A 16,705-nucleotide genomic window follows, 5' to 3' on the forward strand; every position below is an offset into this window, starting at 1 on the left:
CTCCTTCTTGTTGGGGTGCTGCGTCGGTGGAGGTCGGTGGAGGTGGGGTCAGGAGCCGACAGCGGTCGGCGCGGGCACGGAGACCGGGCGCAGGGAGCGCTCGGAGATCGACCGGGAGCCCCGGCCGATCGCGACCATGCCCGACTGCACGAGCTCGCGGATGCCGAAGGGCTCCACGATGCGCAGGAAGTCGGCGATCTTGCCGGCGTTGCCGGTGATCTGGACGGTCACCGCGTCGGGGGCCACGTCGACCACCTTCGCGCGGAAGAGCTGGACGGTGTCGAGGACCTCGCCGCGGTTCTCCGCGGTCGCGGCGACCTTGACCATGACCAGCTCGCGGTGCACGGAGGCAGTCGGGTCGAGCTCGACGATCTTGATGACCTCGACCAGCTTGTTCAGCTGCTTGGTCACCTGCTCCAGCGGCGACTGGTCGACGTTGACCACGATGGTCATCCGGGAGATGCCCTCGTGCTCGGTCGGCCCGACGGCCAGGCTCTCGATGTTGAAGCCGCGCCGGGAGAACAGGCCCGCGATCCGGGTCAGGACACCGGGCTGGTCCTCGACGAGGACGGAGAGGGTGTGCTTGGTCATTTAGAGCTCGTCCTCTTCCCACTCGGGCGCGAGGTCCCGGGCGTACTTGATCTCGTCGTTGCTGGTGCCGGCGGCCACCATCGGCCACACCATGGCGTCGCGGTGGACCCGGAAGTCGACGACCACGGGCACGTCGTCGATCTCCATCGCCTTCTCGATCGTGGCGTCGACGTCGTCGGGGCTGTCGCAGGCCAGGCCCACGCAGCCGTAGGCGTCGGCCAGCTTGACGAAGTCGGGGATGCGGACCGGGCCGCCGTGGCGCTGGAGGTTGGTGTTGGAGTAGCGCTCGTTGTAGAAGAGCGTCTGCCACTGGCGCACCATGCCGAGCGACTCGTTGTTGATGACCGCGACCTTGATCGGGATGTCCTCGATCGCGCAGGTGGCCAGCTCCTGGTTGGTCATCTGGAAGCAGCCGTCGCCGTCGATGGACCACACCGTCGCGTCGGGGCGGCCGACCTTGGCGCCCATCGCCGCGGGGACCGAGAAGCCCATCGTGCCGAGGCCGCCGGAGTTGATCCAGGTGCGCGGGTTCTCGTAGTCCACGAAGTGCGCGGCCCACATCTGGTGCTGGCCGACGCCGGAGGTGTAGATCGCCTCGGGGCCGGCGATCTTGCTGAGCCGCTGGATGACGTACTGCGGAGCCAGGCCCTCGGCGGGCGGCTCGTAGCCCAGCGGGTAGCGCTGCTTGAGGCCGGCCAGCCAGGCCACCCACTGCTCGTAGTCGCCGGTGTGGCCGGCGTCCTGCTCGGCCTGCAGCGCCACGACCAGGTCGGAGATGACCTCGCGGCAGTCGCCCACGATCGGGACGTCCGCGTGGCGGTTCTTGCCGATCTCGGCCGGGTCGATGTCGGCGTGGATGACCTGCGCGTGCGGGGCGAAGGAGTCGAGGTTGCCGGTGACGCGATCGTCGAAGCGGGCGCCCAGGCTGATGATCAGGTCGCTCTTCTGCAGCGCCGCGACCGCCGCCACCGTGCCGTGCATGCCCGGCATGCCGAGGTGCTGGGGGTGGCTGTCGGGGAAGGCACCCAGCGCCATCAGCGTCGTGACCACGGGCATGCCGGTGAGCTCGGCCAGCACCCGCAGCTCGCGGCTCGCGCCGGAGCGGATCGTGCCGCCGCCGACGTACAGCACCGGCTTGCGGGCCTCGAGGATCAGCCGGGCGGCCTCGCGGATCTGCTTGGAGTGCGGCTTGGTCACCGGGCGGTAGCCGGGAAGCGTGAGCTCGGTGGGCCACTGGAACGTGGTCATCGACTGCAGCGCCGACTTGGCCACGTCGACCAGGACCGGCCCGGGGCGACCGGTGGAGGCGATGTAGAACGCCTCGGCGACCGTGCGCGGGATGTCGGCGGGGTCGGTGACCAGGAAGTTGTGCTTGGTGATCGGCATCGTGATGCCGCGGATGTCGGCCTCCTGGAAGGCGTCGGTGCCGATCATCGAGGCACCGACCTGGCCGGTGACCGCCACCATCGGGACGGAGTCCATGTAGGCGTCGGCGATCGGGGTGACCAGGTTGGTCGCGCCCGGGCCGGAGGTCGCCATGCAGACGCCGACCCGGCCGGTGGCAGCGGCGTACCCCTGCGCGGCGTGGCCGGCGCCCTGCTCGTGGCGGACCAGGATGTGGCGGATGGAGGAGTCCATCAGGGGGTCGTACGCCGGGAGGATGGCGCCGCCGGGGATGCCGAAGATGTCGTCGGCCCCAGCCGCCTCCAGCGACCGGACCAGGCTCTGCGCGCCGGTGATCTCGCTCATGACCTGCTCATTTCCTCTCACTGCTCCTGTCTGCGCCCTGGCGACCGGCGGGCCACCGGGCTGACCCCACAAAAAAGCCCCTCGGCCCTGAAGGCTACGAGGGGACGACGCGCTGGCCGGACGGGGTCGGTCTCAGCCCACGCGTCGCGTGCGTACGAGAAGGTCCTGGCGCATGTCGCAAAGGTATCCCGCCCGTCCACCCACGTCATCCGCCGGACTCCCTCGTCCCACGATGTGGGACGAGCGTCCCGCGATGTGAACCTGCCGGAGTCGAGCAGCGAGCGCTGGCGAGCGCGCCACGGTGGTCGAGCAGCGAGCGCCAACGAGCGGGCCCCGGTGGTCGAGCAGCGAGCGCCAGCGAGCGGGCGTCGAGACCCCTCGAGACCCGTCCAGACCCTAGGCCGCCGGGCCCGGCCCCCGGCCGAGCCACGTCGTGAGGCAGGCGCGGTTGCCCTGCGCGTCCTCGAGCACCCAGTACGCCGGCGCCTGGTCGTCGCTGACGAGCCGGCCGCCGGCCGCGAGGACCGCCGCCATCCGCTCCTCGACCGCCTCGGGCGGGACCCGGACGTCGGCGTGCCAGCGCTGGCGCGGCGCGCCGAGCTGGGCCGCCACGTGCTGCTCTGTCGGCTGGAACCACACCGACGGCCAGCGTCCGCCGGGGTCGACGGCCTCGTCGTCGTGCTCCTCCAGGCCCAGCACCGCCGCCCAGAACGGCTTGACCTCCGCGAGGTCCCAGGTGTCCAGCGCCCACTCCACCGACTGCAGTCGACCCGGCACGGCGCCCACCTCCAGCTCCGCCGCCACCTGCGAGACCGCCGCCGCCAGGCGCAGGTCGCGCCGGGTGATCCCCCCGACGTCGTGGCTCCAGGTGCGCACCTCGACCGCGCCGTAGCGCAGGTCGACGTCGGGGTGGTGGTCCATGGCGTCGGCCAGCCCCGCCACCTCGGCCACCAGCCGCGCACCCGTCGTGAAGTCGCCGGTCTCGAAGCGCGCCGCCAGCACCCCGAAGAGCGGGCGCCAGTCCCCCAGCCCGTCCTGCACGGCCGCGTCGACCTCGGCCTCGGTGAGCACGTGCCGGTCAGCCGGGGCGATCACGGGCGCACCTCCTGCCCGGCCGGCAGCACCTGCTGGCCCAGGGGGCCGGGGTTCCAGGCGATCTCCCAGCGGTAGCCGTCCGGGTCGGCGACGTACCCGGTGAAGCCGCCCCACTCGCGCTCCTCGGGGCCGGAGAGCCGCCTGGCGCCAGCGGCCACCATCTGCGCCATCACGGTCGCGACCTCCTCGCGGGTCGCCACGTTGTGGGCCAGGGTGATCGGTGCGGGCCCCTCGGCCGCCGGCCCGACCTCGGCCTCGAACGCGGCGAGGTCCCACAGGCTCAGCACCAGGCGCTCACCGACCTGCACCATCAGCACGTCCTCGCCGTCGTACGTCGGCTGCCAGCCGAGCCCGTCGACGTAGAAGGCCCGGGCGGCGGCGACGTCGCGCACCGCCAGCGTCACGAAGCTCAGTCGTTGCTCCACGCCTCCACCCTGCCGGTCGCGGGCCGGGCGCGCCAGCACCTCCCCCGCCCCGGGTGCACCGGGCGCTAGCGTCTGGTCCGGCGCGGCCCCTCCCGGTGCCACCGCCGCGCCGCGAAGGAGCCCCCATGAGCACGTACGCCCGACCGCTGCACCTGACGACCGCCGTGGTCGCCACCGCCGCGCTGGTCCTCCAGCTGGTGCTGGTGGTCAACGGCGAGGCGGTCCTCGACGAGACGAACGCACCACCCACGGCCACCGCCGTGGCGCGGTACTTCAGCTACTTCACGATCCAGTCCAACCTGCTGGTGGCGATCGGCGCCTGGACCCTCGCGGCCGACCCGGGGCGCGACGGCCGCGGCTGGCGGGTGCTGCGGCTGGCCGGGCTCACCGGGATCACCGTGACCGCGCTCGTGCACGCGGTGCTGCTGCGGCCCCTGCTCGACCTCGAGGGCGCCTCGTGGCTGGCCGACACCCTGCTGCACGTCGCCGTGCCGTTGCTGGCGGTGCTGTCCTGGCTGCTCGTGGGGCCGCGGCCGCGCACGGACCCGCGCAGCGGGGCGCTGGCGATGGTGTGGCCGGTGGCCTGGCTGGTGTGGACCCTGGTGGTGGGGGCGGTGAGCGGGTGGTACCCCTACCCGTTCCTCGACGTGGCGGAGGAGGGCGCGCTCTCCGTGGCGCTCACCTCGCTCGTCATCACCGTGCTGATCGTCGGCGTGATGGCCCTCATCGGGTGGCTGGACCGTCGGCTGGCTGCTCGGGCGACTCCTTCTGGAGGGTCTCCCGGGCCACGAGCCACGGCAGCAGGGCCGCGAGGCTGACGAACCCGGTCACCACGAAGGCAGCCTCGAAGCCCCACCGGTCGGCCACCAGCCCGATCAGCACCGGCCCGAGGATCGCGCCGCCGTCCTGGGCCATCTGGAAGGTGCTCAGGACCGTCCCGCCGCTGCGCTGGTTGCCGATCACGTCGGCCACCGTCGCCTGCTGGCCGGGGTTGACCATGCCGGCACCGAAGCCGGACACCGCGGAGAGCACGAGCAGCACCAGCAGGCTCTCGCTGAAGCCCATCAGCCCCAGCGTCACCGAGGTGACGGCCAGGCCGAGCACCACCATCGGCTTGCGGCCCACGGTGTCGGCGACGCGCCCGGAGAACTGCAGGCTCGAGGCGGTGCCGGCCGCGGCCACCGCCAGGGCCACGCCCGCCACCCACGTCTCGTCGTGGACCGCCACCGCGAACTGCGGCACCACCGCCACGCGCACGCCGAAGTTGGCCCACCCGTTGGCGAACGCCGAGGCCAGCGCCGCGCGGTACGCCGAGTCGCGCAGCCCCTCGCCCAGTCGCATCGGCGGGGCGGGGGTCGCGGTCGGGTCGGGACGCAGGCTCGCGCCGGACAGCTTGACCCCGACCACCAGCGCCGCGACGACCAGCGCGACGGCGTACGCGACGAAGGGGACGCGCAGGCCGAAGCCGGCCATCAGGCCCCCGAGGACCGGGCCGAGCATGCCGCCGATGAGGAAGGAGCTGGCGTAGGCCGACGACACGCGACCACGCATCGTCGGGGGCGCGAGGCGCACCAGCAGCGCCATCGCCGAGACGGTGAACATCGTCGAGCCGAGTCCGCCGATGCCCCGGAAGACCAGCAGCTGCCAGTACGTCTGCGCCACCGCGGTCAGCAGCGAGGAGGCCGCGACGACGCACAGCCCGGTCATGTAGACCCACCGCTCCCCCAGCCGCGCGACCAGCACGCCGGAGCCGGGCGCGCCGAGGAGGCGGAAGAACGCGAAGATCGACACGACCACCGACGCCGCGGCGACCCCGACGTCGAAGCTGCGGGCGTAGGCCGGCAGCACCGGGCTGATCAGCCCGAAGCCGATCGCGATGACGAACGCCGAGGCGATCAGGACCTTGATCTCGCCGGGGATGGGCGGTCTCGACGCGCGCTCGGTGGCGCTCGCTGCTCGACCACCGTCGTGGGTGCTCACGAGGAGGCCAGCACCTCGGCGGCCGCGCGCATTCCCGCCTCCACCTCCGCGAACGACGTCGACAGCGGGGCCAGGCCGACCCGCAGGCCACCGGGGTCGCGGTAGTCCGGGATGACGTCGCGCTCCCAGAGCCGGGCCACGACCTCGCGCATCGCGGGGTGGTCGACCGTGACGTGCCCGCCCCGGCGTGCCGGGTCGCGCGGCGAGGCCACTCGGGCACCGAGCGGCGCGAGCAACGCGTCGGCCAGCTCGATCGCGTACGACGTCAGCGACACGGACTTGGCCCGGACCGCCGTCATGCCGACCTCGGCGATCGTCGCGACGGTGTCACGCAGCGCCAGCATCCCGACGACCGGCGGGGTGCCCGAGATCATCCGGCGGATGCCCGGGGCGGGTGCCCAGTCCGGCCCCATCGCGAACGGGTCGGCGTGCCCCATCCACCCGGTCACGGGCTGGTCGAGCACGTGGTGGTGCCGCTGGGCGGCGTAGACGAACGCGGGCGACCCGGGGCCGCCCCCGAGGTACTTGTAGGTGCAGCCGACGGCCAGGTCGACGCCCCACTCGTCGAGGGCCAGCGGCACCGAGCCGACCGAGTGCGAGAGGTCCCACAGCACGACCGCGCCGACGTCGTGGGCGGCGCGGGTGATCGCCTCGGCGTCGGCCAGCCACGCCGAGCGGTAGGCGACGTGGCTGAGCAGCACCACGGCGGTGTCGCCGGAGAGCTGGGCCGCCACGTCCTCGGTGGACACCCCGGCGGCCGGGTCCACCTCGACCCACCGCAGGGTCAGCCCGAGCTCCCGGGCGACCGACGCGGCGACGTACCTGTCGGTCGGGAAGTCGTCGCGGCACAGCACCACCTCGTGACGCCCGGGCCGCAGCGCGCAGGCCGCGCGCAAGGCCTTGTAGAGCAGCACGGTCGTGGAGTCCCCGACGGTGGTCTGGCCGGGCGCCGCCCCCAGGCAGGCGGCCGCGATCTCGTCGCCGACGACCAGCGGCAGCTCCATCCACGACTCGTCCCACCCGCGGATCAGCCGCCCGCCCCACTCGGCCTCGACGAAGGTCGTGAGCCGCTCGGCGGTGACCCGGAGTGGCCGGCCCAGCGAGTTGCCGTCGAAGTAGACCAGGGGCGTCTCGCTGCCGACGTACCGCTCCCGCAGGTGCGCCAGCGGGTCGGCGGCGTCGAGGGCGGCGGCGTCGGGGGCGGCGGCGTCGGGGGCGGTTGGGCCGGGCTGGGTGCTCACGGCGCATGTCTACCCGAGGGGGCGCGGGGCTGCTGGCATGCTCCCGGCATGAGCATCCGCCCCGAGCTGCTGGAGGTGCTCGCGCGGCGGGCCCTGACCGAGGACTCCGCCCGCCCCGACGCCGTCGAGCGGCTGCACGCGCGCGGCGGCCGCACCGCCCGGGAGAACGTCGCGGCGCTGGTCGACGACGGCTCGTTCGTGGAGTACGGGCGCTTCGTGACCGCGGCCCAGTCCCAGCGCCGTCCGCTCGAGGAGCTCCTGGACCGCAGCGTGGCCGACGGGATCGTGGGCGGGCTCGCGACGATCGAGGGCCACCAGGTGGCCGTCATGTCCTACGACTACCTCGTCATGGCCGGCACCCAGGGGATGCGCGGGCACCGCAAGACCGACCGGCTCATCGACGTGGTCTCGCGGCTGGGCCTGCCCACCGTCTTCTTCGCCGCGGGCGGGGGCGGCCGACCGGGCGACACCGACATCCCCCTGGTCTCGGCGCTCGACGTGACGACGTTCGCGGCGTGGGCCCGGCTCTCCGGGCGGGTGCCGCGGATCGCGGTGGTCGAGGACAACTGCTTCGCCGGCAACGCCGTCATCGCCGGCTGCTCGGACCTCATCGTCGCCACCGAGCGTGCCTCGCTGGGCATGGGCGGGCCCGCGATGATCGCCGGCGGAGGGCTCGGGGACGTGGCGGCCGCCGACGTGGGTCCGATCGAGGTGATGGAGGCCAACGGCGTGGTCGACGTGACCACGGACGACGCGGTCGGCACCGCCCGCGAGCTGATCGGCTACTTCCTCGGGCGGTCGTCGAGCTGGACCGCACCGGACCAGAGCGCCCTGCGCGACGCCGTGCCCGAGGGTGAGCGCACCGCCTACGAGCTGCTGCCGATCGTCGAGACGCTGTGCGACGAGGACTCGGTGACGGTGCTGCGACCCACCTTCGCCCCCGAGCTGCTCACCGCGCTCGGGCGCGTCGAGGGCCGCACCGTCGGCGTCCTCGGCAACGACACCCGGCACTGGGCCGGCGCGATCACCGCCGACGCCGGCGACAAGGCCGCCCGGTTCCTGCAGCTGTGCGACGCCCACGGCTTCCCGGTCGTCTCGCTGGTCGACACCCCCGGGATGATGGTCGGCGCCGACGCGGAGCGCACCGGCCTGGTCCGGCACACCTCACGGCTGCTGGTCGCCGCCGCGCGGATGGAGGTGCCGCTGATCGGGGTGGTGCTGCGTCGCGGGTACGGCCTCGGCGCCCAGGCGATGCTCGGCGGCAGCACCCACGAGCCGCTGATGACGCTGGCCTGGCCCGGTGCGCACCTCGGTGCGATGGGGCTCGAGGGAGCGGTGCGGCTCTCGATGCGCCGCGAGCTCGAGGCGATCGAGGACGAGGCCGAGCGCGAGGCGCGGGTGCGGGAGCTCACGGCGTACGCCCAGGCGAGCTCGACCGCCCTCGAGGTCGCGCGCCACTTCGAGATCGACGACGTCATCGACCCCGCCGAGACCCGCGGGGTGCTCGTGCGGCTGCTCGACGCCGCGGATCGCGACGGTCGGCTGGTCGGCAGCGGACGTCCGGTCGACACGTGGTGAGGCGCCCACCGATGAGTCCGTCGGTGCCGGCTGGTCTGATGCGGACATGAGGAAGCTGATCGTCACCGAGTTCATCACCCTCGACGGCGTCGTGGAGGACCCCAGCTGGACCTTCTCGGAGGTCCCGTTCGAGGAGGCCGCCTACGACATCAAGGGCCGCGAGCAGGAGGAGGCCAGCGCGCTGCTGCTCGGCCGCGTCTCCCACGACGAGTTCGCGCCGGTGTGGCCGTCGATGGAGGAGTTCGAGGCCTACAACGCGATGCCGAAGTACGTCGTCTCCTCGACGCTCCAGGGCTCGGACTGGACCAACACCCACGTGCTGCGGTCCCTCGACGACGTCGCGGCCCTCAAGGCGCGCACCGACGAGGGCGAGGGGCCGATCTACGTCCACGGGTCGGCCACCCTGTCCCAGGGGCTGCTCGCCGCCGGGCTCGTGGACCGGCTGCACCTGCTCGTCTTCCCGCTCGTCCTCGGCGCCGGCAAGAGGCTCTTCGCCGACTCCGGCGAGACGGTGAAGCTCGAGCTCGTCGAGCACGCGGCCTACGCCAACGGGGTCACGCTGCAGGTGCTCGACGTCGTCCGCTGACGGCCGCTCGTACGAAAACAGGCGCAAGGACCGACCCTCCGTCGCCGCGCACGCCTGACCTGGGCAGACGCGGGTTCTTGGAGGGTCGGGCCGTGGTTGTGCCTGTCCTCGTCCGGCGTCCCCGTCAGCCCGTGACGGCGCCGTGCGCGGCGGAGGAGACGATCTTGGCGTACTTGCCGAGCACACCCTTGGTGTACTTCGGCGGGTTCGGGGCCCAGCCCTCCCTGCGGGAGTCCCAGTCCTCGCCCTGCTCGACCTCGAGGGTGCGGTTGAGGACGTCGAGGGTGATCTTGTCGCCGTCGCGGACGAAGGCGATCGGGCCGCCGTCGACGGCCTCGGGGGCGACGTGGCCGACGCAGAGACCGGTCGTGCCCCCGGAGAAGCGGCCGTCGGTGAGCAGCAGGACGTCCTTGCCGAGGCCCGCGCCCTTGATGGCACCGGTGATGGCGAGCATCTCGCGCATGCCGGGGCCGCCCTTGGGGCCCTCGTAGCGGATGACCACGACGTCGTTCGCGACGATCTTGCCGGCCGCCAGCGCGTCCATCGCGGCGCGCTCGCCGTCGAAGACCCGGGCGGTGCCCTCGAAGACGGTCTCGTCGAAGCCGGCGGACTTCACCACGGCCCCGTCGGGGGCCAGCGAGCCCTTGAGGATCGTCAGGCCGCCGGTCTTGTGGATCGGGCGCTCGAGCGAACGGATGACGTCGTCGTCGAGGGCCGGCGGGTTGAGGTCGGCGAGGTTCTCGGCCAGCGTCTTGCCCGTGACGGTGAGCGCGTCGCCGTGCATGAGACCGGCGTCGAGCAGCGCCTTCATCACCACGGGGATGCCGCCGATCTTGTCGACGTCGTTCATGACGTACTTGCCGAACGGCTTGAGGTCGCCCAGGTGCGGCACCTTGTCGCCGATGCGGTTGAAGTCGTCGATGGTCAGCGGCACCTCGGCCTCGCGGGCGATGGCCAGCAGGTGCAGCACGGCGTTGGTGGAGCCGCCCAGCGCCATCACGACGGTGATGGCGTTCTCGAAGGCCTCCATCGTCATGATCTGGCGGGCGGTGATGCCCTTCGCGATCAGGTTGACCACGGCCTCGCCGGAGCGGTGGGCGAAGCCGTCGCGGCGGCGGTCGACGGCCGGCGGCGCGGCCGAGCCGGGCAGCGACATGCCCAGCGCCTCGCCGACGGCGGCCATCGTGTTGGCGGTGTACATGCCGCCGCAGGCGCCCTCGCCGGGGCAGATCGCGCGCTCGATCCGGTCGACCTCGTCACGGCTGATCTTGCCGGCCAGGCACGCACCGACGGCCTCGAAGGCGTCGATGATGGTGACGTCCTTGCCGTCGACCTGGCCGGGCATGATCGAGCCGGCGTAGAGGAAGACGCTGGCCAGGTCGAGCCGGGCGGCGGCCATCAGCATGCCGGGCAGCGACTTGTCACAGCCGGCCAGCAGCACCGAGCCGTCGAGGCGCTCGGCGTTCATGACCACCTCGACGGAGTCGGCGATGACCTCGCGGGAGACCAGCGAGAAGTGCATGCCCTCGTGGCCCATCGAGATGCCGTCGGAGACCGAGATCGTGCCGAACTCCAGGGGGTAGCCCTGGGCGGCGTGCACGCCGTTCTTGACCGCCTTGGCCAGCCGGTCGAGCGAGAGGTTGCAGGGGGTGATCTCGTTCCAGCTGGACGCCACGCCGATCTGCGGCTTCTCCCAGTCGTCGTCGCCCATGCCTACGGCCCGCAGCATCCCTCGCGACGCGGCCCGCTCGAGACCGTCGGTGACGTCGCGGGAGCGGGGCTTCAGGTCGGGGGTGCTGTCGGGTCCGGTCATGGGGGAAAGCCTACGTGCGACGGCTCTCACGCTTTCGACACGTCTCAACCCTCCGGCTGCGCGGGTGCGCACCGACGCCCTAGCCTCTTCGGGTGACTGGATCCCCTGCCGCACCCCCGACGGTGACCTGGCCCGACCACGCCGCCGTGCTCTTCGACCTCGACGGCGTGATCACCCCCACCGCCGAGGTGCACATGCGTGCGTGGGCGGAGATGTTCAACGAGTTCCTGGCCGCCTACGACGGCCCGGCCGACGACCGCTCCCCCTACACCGACGCCGACTACTTCGCCCACGTCGACGGCAAGCCCCGCTACGACGGCGTCCGCGACTTCCTCGCCTCCCGCGGCATCTCGCTGCCCGAGTCCGGCGACCCGCAGTCGGTGCAGGGCCTCGGCGACCGCAAGAACGACGCCTTCAACGCCGTGCTCGAGCGCGACGGCGTCGACCCCTACCCGGGCACCGTCGCCCTGCTCGACCACCTGCGCGACCTCGGTACGCCGCTGGCGATCGTCTCCTCGAGCGCCAACGCCCCCGCGGTGCTGGACGCCGCCGGGTTGTCCGACCGCTTCTCGACGGTCGTCGACGGTCGCGTCGCTGCCGCCGAGGGCCTGCCCGGCAAGCCCGCACCCGACACCTTCCAGCACGCCGCGGACGCCCTGGGGGTCCCCCGGGAGGCGGCCGTGGTCGTGGAGGACGCGGTCTCCGGCGTACGCGCCGGTGCGGCGGGGGGCTTCGCGCTCGTCGTCGGCGTCGACCGCGGGGCCGGCCGCGACGTGCTCAGCGACGCCGGGGCCGACGTGGTCGTCTCCGACCTGGTCGAGCTGGTGCCCGCCGCCACCGACGGGGCCGGTCAGTGAGCCGCGGGCCGGTCCTCGGCGACCCGATGGACCGCAGCCGCTTCCCCGTCGACCCGTGGCGCCTGGTCGAGCGCACCCCGGGCCACCACGACCTCGGGGTGACCGAGACGCTGTTCACCGTGGCCAACGGCTACCTCGGGATGCGCGGCAACCCCGAGGAGGGTCGTGACGCCTACGCGCACGGCACCTTCGTCAACGGCTTCCACGAGACGTGGGAGATCCGGCACGCCGAGGCCGCCTACGGCTTCGCGCGCACCGGCCAGACGATCGTCAACGTCCCCGACGCCAAGCTGATGAAGCTCTACGTCGACGACGAGCCGCTGATCCTCGGCACCGCCGACCTCGAGCACTACGAGCGCATCCTGGACTTCCGGGACGGGGTGCTGCGCCGCTCCCTGGTGTGGCGCACCCCGTCGGGCAAGCGGGTCAAGGTCGACTCGACCCGGATGGTCTCGATGACCCAGCGCCACCTGGCGCTGCTCACCCTCGAGGTCACCATGCTCGAGGGCGACGCCCCGATCGTGATCTCCTCCCAGCTGCTCAACCGCCAGGACGGCACCGACGAGTACCACGACGCGTCGGCGGCCATGGGCGAGGGCGTGGACCCGCGCAAGGCCGGCAGCTTCGAGCACCGGGTGCTGCTGCCGCGGATGAGCCAGGTCGAGGACGACCGGATGCTGCTGGGCTACCAGTGCGCCTCCTCGAAGATGACGATCGCCGTCGCGGCCGACCACACGCTGCACACCCACGACGACGCCGACGTCGTGGTCCGCCACGACGACGACCTGGCCAAGATGGTCTACCGGGTGCAGGCCGACCAGGGCCGCCCGGTGCGGCTGGAGAAGGTCGTGGCCTACCACTCCTCGCGCGGCGTGCCGGTCCGCGAGCTGGCCGACCGCTGCGACCGCACCCTGGACCGCGCCGCCCGCCAGGGCATCGGTGACGCCGTCGCCGAGCAGCGCGCGTGGTTCGACGCGTTCTGGGACGCCGCCGACGTGGACACGCTCTCCGAGCGCTCCGACGACGAGGCCCGCGCCACCCAGCAGGCGATCCGGTTCAACCTGTTCTCCCTGGCGCAGGCATCCGCCCGCGCCGACCAGTGGGGCGTGCCCGCGAAGGGCGTCACGGGGTCCGGTTACGAGGGCCACTACTTCTGGGACTCCGAGATCTACGTCGCGCCGTTCCTCACCTACACCCAGCCGGCGCTGGCCAAGAACCTCCTGCACTTCCGCTCCCGGATGCTCGACGCCGCGCGGCACCGGGCCGCGGAGATGGCCCAGAAGGGCGCGCTGTTCCCCTGGCGCACGATCAACGGCGAGGAGGCCTCGGCCTACTACGCCGCCGGCACCGCCCAGGTCCACATCGACGCCGACGTGGTCTACGCGCTGACGCAGTACCTCGCCGCCACCGACGACGTGGGCTTCCTGCTGCGCCACGGCATCGACATCCTCGTCGAGACCTCCCGGATGTGGGCCGACCTCGGCTTCTGGCGCGAGAACGGCACGCCGACCTTCCACATCCACGGCGTCACCGGCCCCGACGAGTACACGACGGTCGTCAACAACAACCTGTTCACCAACGTGATGGCCCGGCACAACCTCGAGCAGGCCGTCGCCGCCGTCGAGCGGATCCGTCGTGACCACCCGGTCGACTTCCGCCAGATCTGCGCCCGTCTGGGCCTCGAGGACGACGAGGTCGCGGAGTGGGCGCGCTGCGCCGAGGGCATGCACATCCCCTTCGACGAGGGCCTGGGCATCCACCCCCAGGACGACTTCTTCCTCGACCGTGAGGTCTGGGACCTCTCCCGCACCCCCGACGAGCTGCGACCCCTGCTGCTGCACTACCACCCGCTGGTGATCTACCGGTTCCAGGTGCTCAAGCAGGCCGACGTCGTGCTCGCACTGTTCCTCCAGGGCGACCGGTTCACCGCGGAGGAGAAGCGCGCCGACTTCGAGTACTACGACCCGATCACCACCGGCGACTCCACGTTGTCGGCGGTCGTGCAATCCGTGATGGCGGCCGAGGTCGGCTACCACGAGCAGGCGTGGGAGTACTTCCGGCAGGCGTTGTACGTCGACCTGGCCAACCTGCACGGCAACACCGTGGACGGCATGCACATCGCCTCGACCGGCGGTGTGTGGTCGGCGCTGGTCTGCGGCTTCGGCGGGATGCGCGACCGCGGCGGTCGGCTGAGCTTCGACCCGCGACTGCCCGACGCGTTCGACCAGCTGACGTTCGCGCTGGTGTGGCGCGACTCGCGGGTCCGGGTGCGGTTGGCCGCGGACTCGATGACGTTCACCGTGGTCGCGGGCACCGGCGGGGTCCCGGTGAGCGTGCGCGGGAGCGAGCACGTCGTGCACGCCGACGAGCCCCTCGTCGTACCTCTCGGCGAGGGGGGCGCGGCCGGCACCCGGCTGGGACACGAGCTCGACGAGCACCCGCAGCTCGGCGGCACGCGCGCCGACGGCTCGAAGATCACCGCCGGCGTGCCGGAGCCGATCCCGATGGCCGACGAGGCCCCGGAGCTCGCCGGTCCCCCGCCCACCGACCCACCCGCCTTCGGCCTCCAGGACTGACCGGGACTGCCGAACCGGCGTATCAATACGCCGGCTCGGCCTGGCCGTCGGGTCGAACCGGCGTATCAATACGCCGGCTCGGCGTGGAGGCGGCTCAGACCGCGGCGGCGCGCACGCACATCACGTCCGGCAGGTCGCGTACGGCGCAGAGCCACGTCTCCCCGGCATCGGGCGAGACCCACACCGACCCGTTGCGCGCGCCGACGTACACCCCCGCCGTGGCGTGGTCGTCGACCGTCATGGCGTCGCGCATGACTCCCACGTAGAAGCTGTCGGGCAGCTGCCCGGCGCCGAGCTCCTCCCAGGTGTCGCCGGCGTCGCGCGAGCACCACACCCGGGCCCTCGCGCCGACCGGGTAGCGCCCCTCGCCGCCGCCGAGCGGGAAGGTGTAGATCGTGTCGGGCTCGTGGGGGTGCACGACCATCGGGAACCCGAAGTCCGAGGGCAGGCCGTCGGCGATGGAGGTGTAGGAGCCGCCCTCGTCGTCGGAGCGGAAGACCCCGCCGTGGTTCTGCACGTAGAGCCGCTCGGGACGGGAGGGGTGGCGGGCGACCTTGTGCACGCACTGCCCGTAGGGCGGGAACTGCTGGCCCTCGGGCAGGAAGATCGCGGAGATGCCCTGGCTGCGCGGGTGCCACGAGGCGCCGTCGTCGGTGGTCCGGTAGACCCCGCCGGTGGAGATCGCAGCGGTGACCGACGCGGGGTCCTCCGGGTGCGGGAGGACGGTGTGGAAGGCCTGCCCGCCGAAGCCCGCGCCCCACTCGGCGCGGTGCGGGTGGTCCCAGAGGTTGCGCTCGAGGGCGTAGGTCTCGCCGCCGTCGGTGGAGCGGAAGATCGCCCCCGGCTCGGTGCCGGCCCACACCACGCTCGGTTGCGCACCGGCCGCGAGCTGCCAGACCCGCTCGACCGAGGCGTCGACGTCGTCGGGGAAGCGCGGCGCCTGCTCGGCGTCGCGCCAGGTGGCGCCGAGGTCCTCGCTGATCCGCACCTGCGGGCCCAGCCACGACGACGACGCGCCCACCAGCAGGCGGGGCGTGCCCCCGCGGGTGTCGACCAGGCAGGAGTAGACCTCCTCCATGTCGCTGTGCGGGCCGCTCCACTCCCACTCCCGGCGGGCCTCGTCCGAGCGTCCGACCCACAGACCCTTGCGGGTCCCCACCATCAGCACCGTGCTGCTCACGGCTGCCTCCCGTCCGTCGTCCACGTGTCGTGATCACCTAGGTTGACCCGGTGACCGGGCCGAACTCATCGAACACCTCGGCACCGACGGTGTCACCCGTCTGGCTCGTGCTCATCGGGATCGCCTCGGTCCAGCTCGGTGCCGGCTTCGCCAAGTCGCTGTTCGACGACGTCGCGCCGACCACGATCGTGTGGCTGCGCCTGGCCACCAGCGTGCTGGTGCTCGTGGCGGTCCTGCGGCCGCGGGTGCGCGGCCGCAGCCGCGAGGACTGGGCGGTGGTGGTGGCGTTCGGTCTCAGCCTGGGCCTGATGAACTGGGCGATCTACCAGTCGTTCGCGCGCATCCCGCTCGGGGTGGCGGTCACGATCGAGTTCATCGGTCCGCTGGCGCTCGCGGTGCTCGGGTCCCGACGTCCGCGGGACCTGCTGTGGGTGCTCCTCGCGGGAGCCGGGGTGCTGCTGCTCGGCTTCGACGGCGACCACCTCGATGCCGCCGGGGTCGGGTTCGCCCTGCTCGCGGGCGCAGCGTGGGCGGCGTACATCCTGCTCAGCGCGCGCACAGGGCGCCGCTGGGAGGGGCTGGACGGCCTGGCCGTCGCCAGTGTCGTCGCGACCGTGCTGCTGACGCCGCTCGCCGTCGGCATCGGCGGGACCGACCTGCTCGACCCGTGGGTGCTGCTGGTCGGCGCCGCCGTCGGGGTGCTGTCTTCGGTGATCCCCTACAGCTGCGAGCTGGTCGCGCTGCGCACCCTCTCCCCCGGGGTCTTCGGGATCCTGATGAGCCTGGAGCCGGCCGCCGCCGCGCTGGCCGGCATCGCCGTGCTCGGCGAGCTGCTCGGGCCCCCGCAGTACGCCGCCATCGCCTGCGTCGTCGTCGCCAGCGTCGGCGCGACCCGCAGCGGCCAGCAGGCCGTGCTCCGGGACTGACCCGCCCCCGCCGAGCCGGCTGCTCATGGCCGGAAGCGGACCCGTTCACGGAGACGTCACACGCGCGCCCTTGTGAGAGCACTCTCACGACCTAGGGTGGGTCGCGTA

Annotated in this window: 14 protein-coding genes; 6 read left to right on the forward strand and 8 right to left on the reverse strand. The window is 72.8% G+C overall.

The annotated features are described in order from the left end of the window. Nucleotides 1-48: 48 nt before the first annotated feature. The 4 genes from ilvN to BKA05_RS11940 form a co-directional block, all read right to left on the reverse strand. A complete protein-coding gene (gene ilvN / locus BKA05_RS11925) occupies nt 49-591 on the reverse strand; it encodes an acetolactate synthase small subunit (protein ID WP_179531624.1) in 543 nt (180 codons plus the stop codon). After that, on the reverse strand, nt 592-2,340 hold the full coding sequence (locus tag BKA05_RS11930; protein WP_179531625.1) for an acetolactate synthase large subunit: 1,749 nt from the start codon (nt 2,338-2,340) through the stop codon (nt 592-594). Nucleotides 2,341-2,736: 396 nt separating this feature from the next. After that, complete coding sequence (locus BKA05_RS11935; protein ID WP_298754759.1) at nt 2,737-3,435, reverse strand: 4a-hydroxytetrahydrobiopterin dehydratase; 699 nt, start codon at nt 3,433-3,435, stop codon at nt 2,737-2,739. Further along, complete coding sequence (locus BKA05_RS11940) at nt 3,432-3,860, reverse strand: VOC family protein (RefSeq protein WP_179531626.1); 429 nt, start codon at nt 3,858-3,860, stop codon at nt 3,432-3,434. The genes BKA05_RS11935 and BKA05_RS11940 overlap by 4 nt, the downstream gene beginning before the upstream one ends. A 125-nt stretch (nt 3,861-3,985) precedes the next feature. On the opposite strand from BKA05_RS11940, the gene BKA05_RS11945 reads away from it, so the two are divergent. Beyond that, complete coding sequence (locus BKA05_RS11945) at nt 3,986-4,678, forward strand: Pr6Pr family membrane protein (protein ID WP_179531627.1); 693 nt, start codon at nt 3,986-3,988, stop codon at nt 4,676-4,678. Here the strand turns inward: BKA05_RS11945 and BKA05_RS11950 are convergent. Further along, a complete protein-coding gene (locus tag BKA05_RS11950; RefSeq protein WP_179531628.1) occupies nt 4,584-5,840 on the reverse strand; it encodes an MFS transporter in 1,257 nt (418 codons plus the stop codon). The genes BKA05_RS11945 and BKA05_RS11950 overlap by 95 nt on opposite strands. Then, nucleotides 5,837-7,081: an aminotransferase class V-fold PLP-dependent enzyme gene (locus BKA05_RS11955; protein ID WP_179531629.1), complete on the reverse strand. Its 1,245-nt coding sequence runs from the start codon at nt 7,079-7,081 to the stop codon at nt 5,837-5,839. The genes BKA05_RS11950 and BKA05_RS11955 overlap by 4 nt, the downstream gene beginning before the upstream one ends. A 48-nt stretch (nt 7,082-7,129) precedes the next feature. Between BKA05_RS11955 and BKA05_RS11960 the strand changes: the two genes are divergently transcribed. Then, on the forward strand, nt 7,130-8,659 hold the full coding sequence (locus tag BKA05_RS11960; protein WP_179531630.1) for an acyl-CoA carboxylase subunit beta: 1,530 nt from the start codon (nt 7,130-7,132) through the stop codon (nt 8,657-8,659). Nucleotides 8,660-8,705: 46 nt separating this feature from the next. After that, nucleotides 8,706-9,245 (forward strand): dihydrofolate reductase family protein, encoded by a 540-nt coding sequence (locus tag BKA05_RS11965; RefSeq protein ID WP_179531631.1) that lies wholly within the window; start codon nt 8,706-8,708, stop codon nt 9,243-9,245. A gap of 124 nt (nt 9,246-9,369) precedes the next feature. Here BKA05_RS11965 and ilvD read toward each other — a convergent pair whose 3' ends face one another. Beyond that, the gene (ilvD, locus tag BKA05_RS11970) at nt 9,370-11,058 is read right to left on the reverse strand and encodes a dihydroxy-acid dehydratase (protein ID WP_179531632.1); all 1,689 of its coding nucleotides are present in this window, start codon (nt 11,056-11,058) and stop codon (nt 9,370-9,372) included. Between the two features lie 92 nt (nt 11,059-11,150). Here ilvD and BKA05_RS11975 point away from each other — a divergent pair, with 92 nt between their 5' ends. Beyond that, nucleotides 11,151-11,915 carry an HAD family hydrolase gene (locus BKA05_RS11975; RefSeq protein WP_343045643.1) on the forward strand — a complete coding sequence of 255 codons (765 nt, stop codon included), beginning with the start codon at nt 11,151-11,153 and terminating at the stop codon, nt 11,913-11,915. Nucleotides 11,916-11,941: 26 nt separating this feature from the next. Next, entirely contained in the window at nt 11,942-14,491 is a 2,550-nt protein-coding gene (locus tag BKA05_RS11980; protein ID WP_179533167.1) for a glycoside hydrolase family 65 protein, read from the forward strand. Nucleotides 14,492-14,585: 94 nt separating this feature from the next. Here BKA05_RS11980 and BKA05_RS11985 read toward each other — a convergent pair whose 3' ends face one another. Further along, complete coding sequence (locus tag BKA05_RS11985; RefSeq protein WP_343045644.1) at nt 14,586-15,671, reverse strand: WD40/YVTN/BNR-like repeat-containing protein; 1,086 nt, start codon at nt 15,669-15,671, stop codon at nt 14,586-14,588. Between the two features lie 50 nt (nt 15,672-15,721). Between BKA05_RS11985 and BKA05_RS11990 the strand changes: the two genes are divergently transcribed. Further along, on the forward strand, nt 15,722-16,597 hold the full coding sequence (locus tag BKA05_RS11990; protein WP_179531633.1) for an EamA family transporter: 876 nt from the start codon (nt 15,722-15,724) through the stop codon (nt 16,595-16,597). Nucleotides 16,598-16,705: the final 108 nt, after the last annotated feature.

This window comes from Nocardioides marinus, from assembly GCF_013408145.1.
GTDB classification, from domain to species: Bacteria; Actinomycetota; Actinomycetes; order Propionibacteriales; family Nocardioidaceae; genus Nocardioides; species Nocardioides marinus.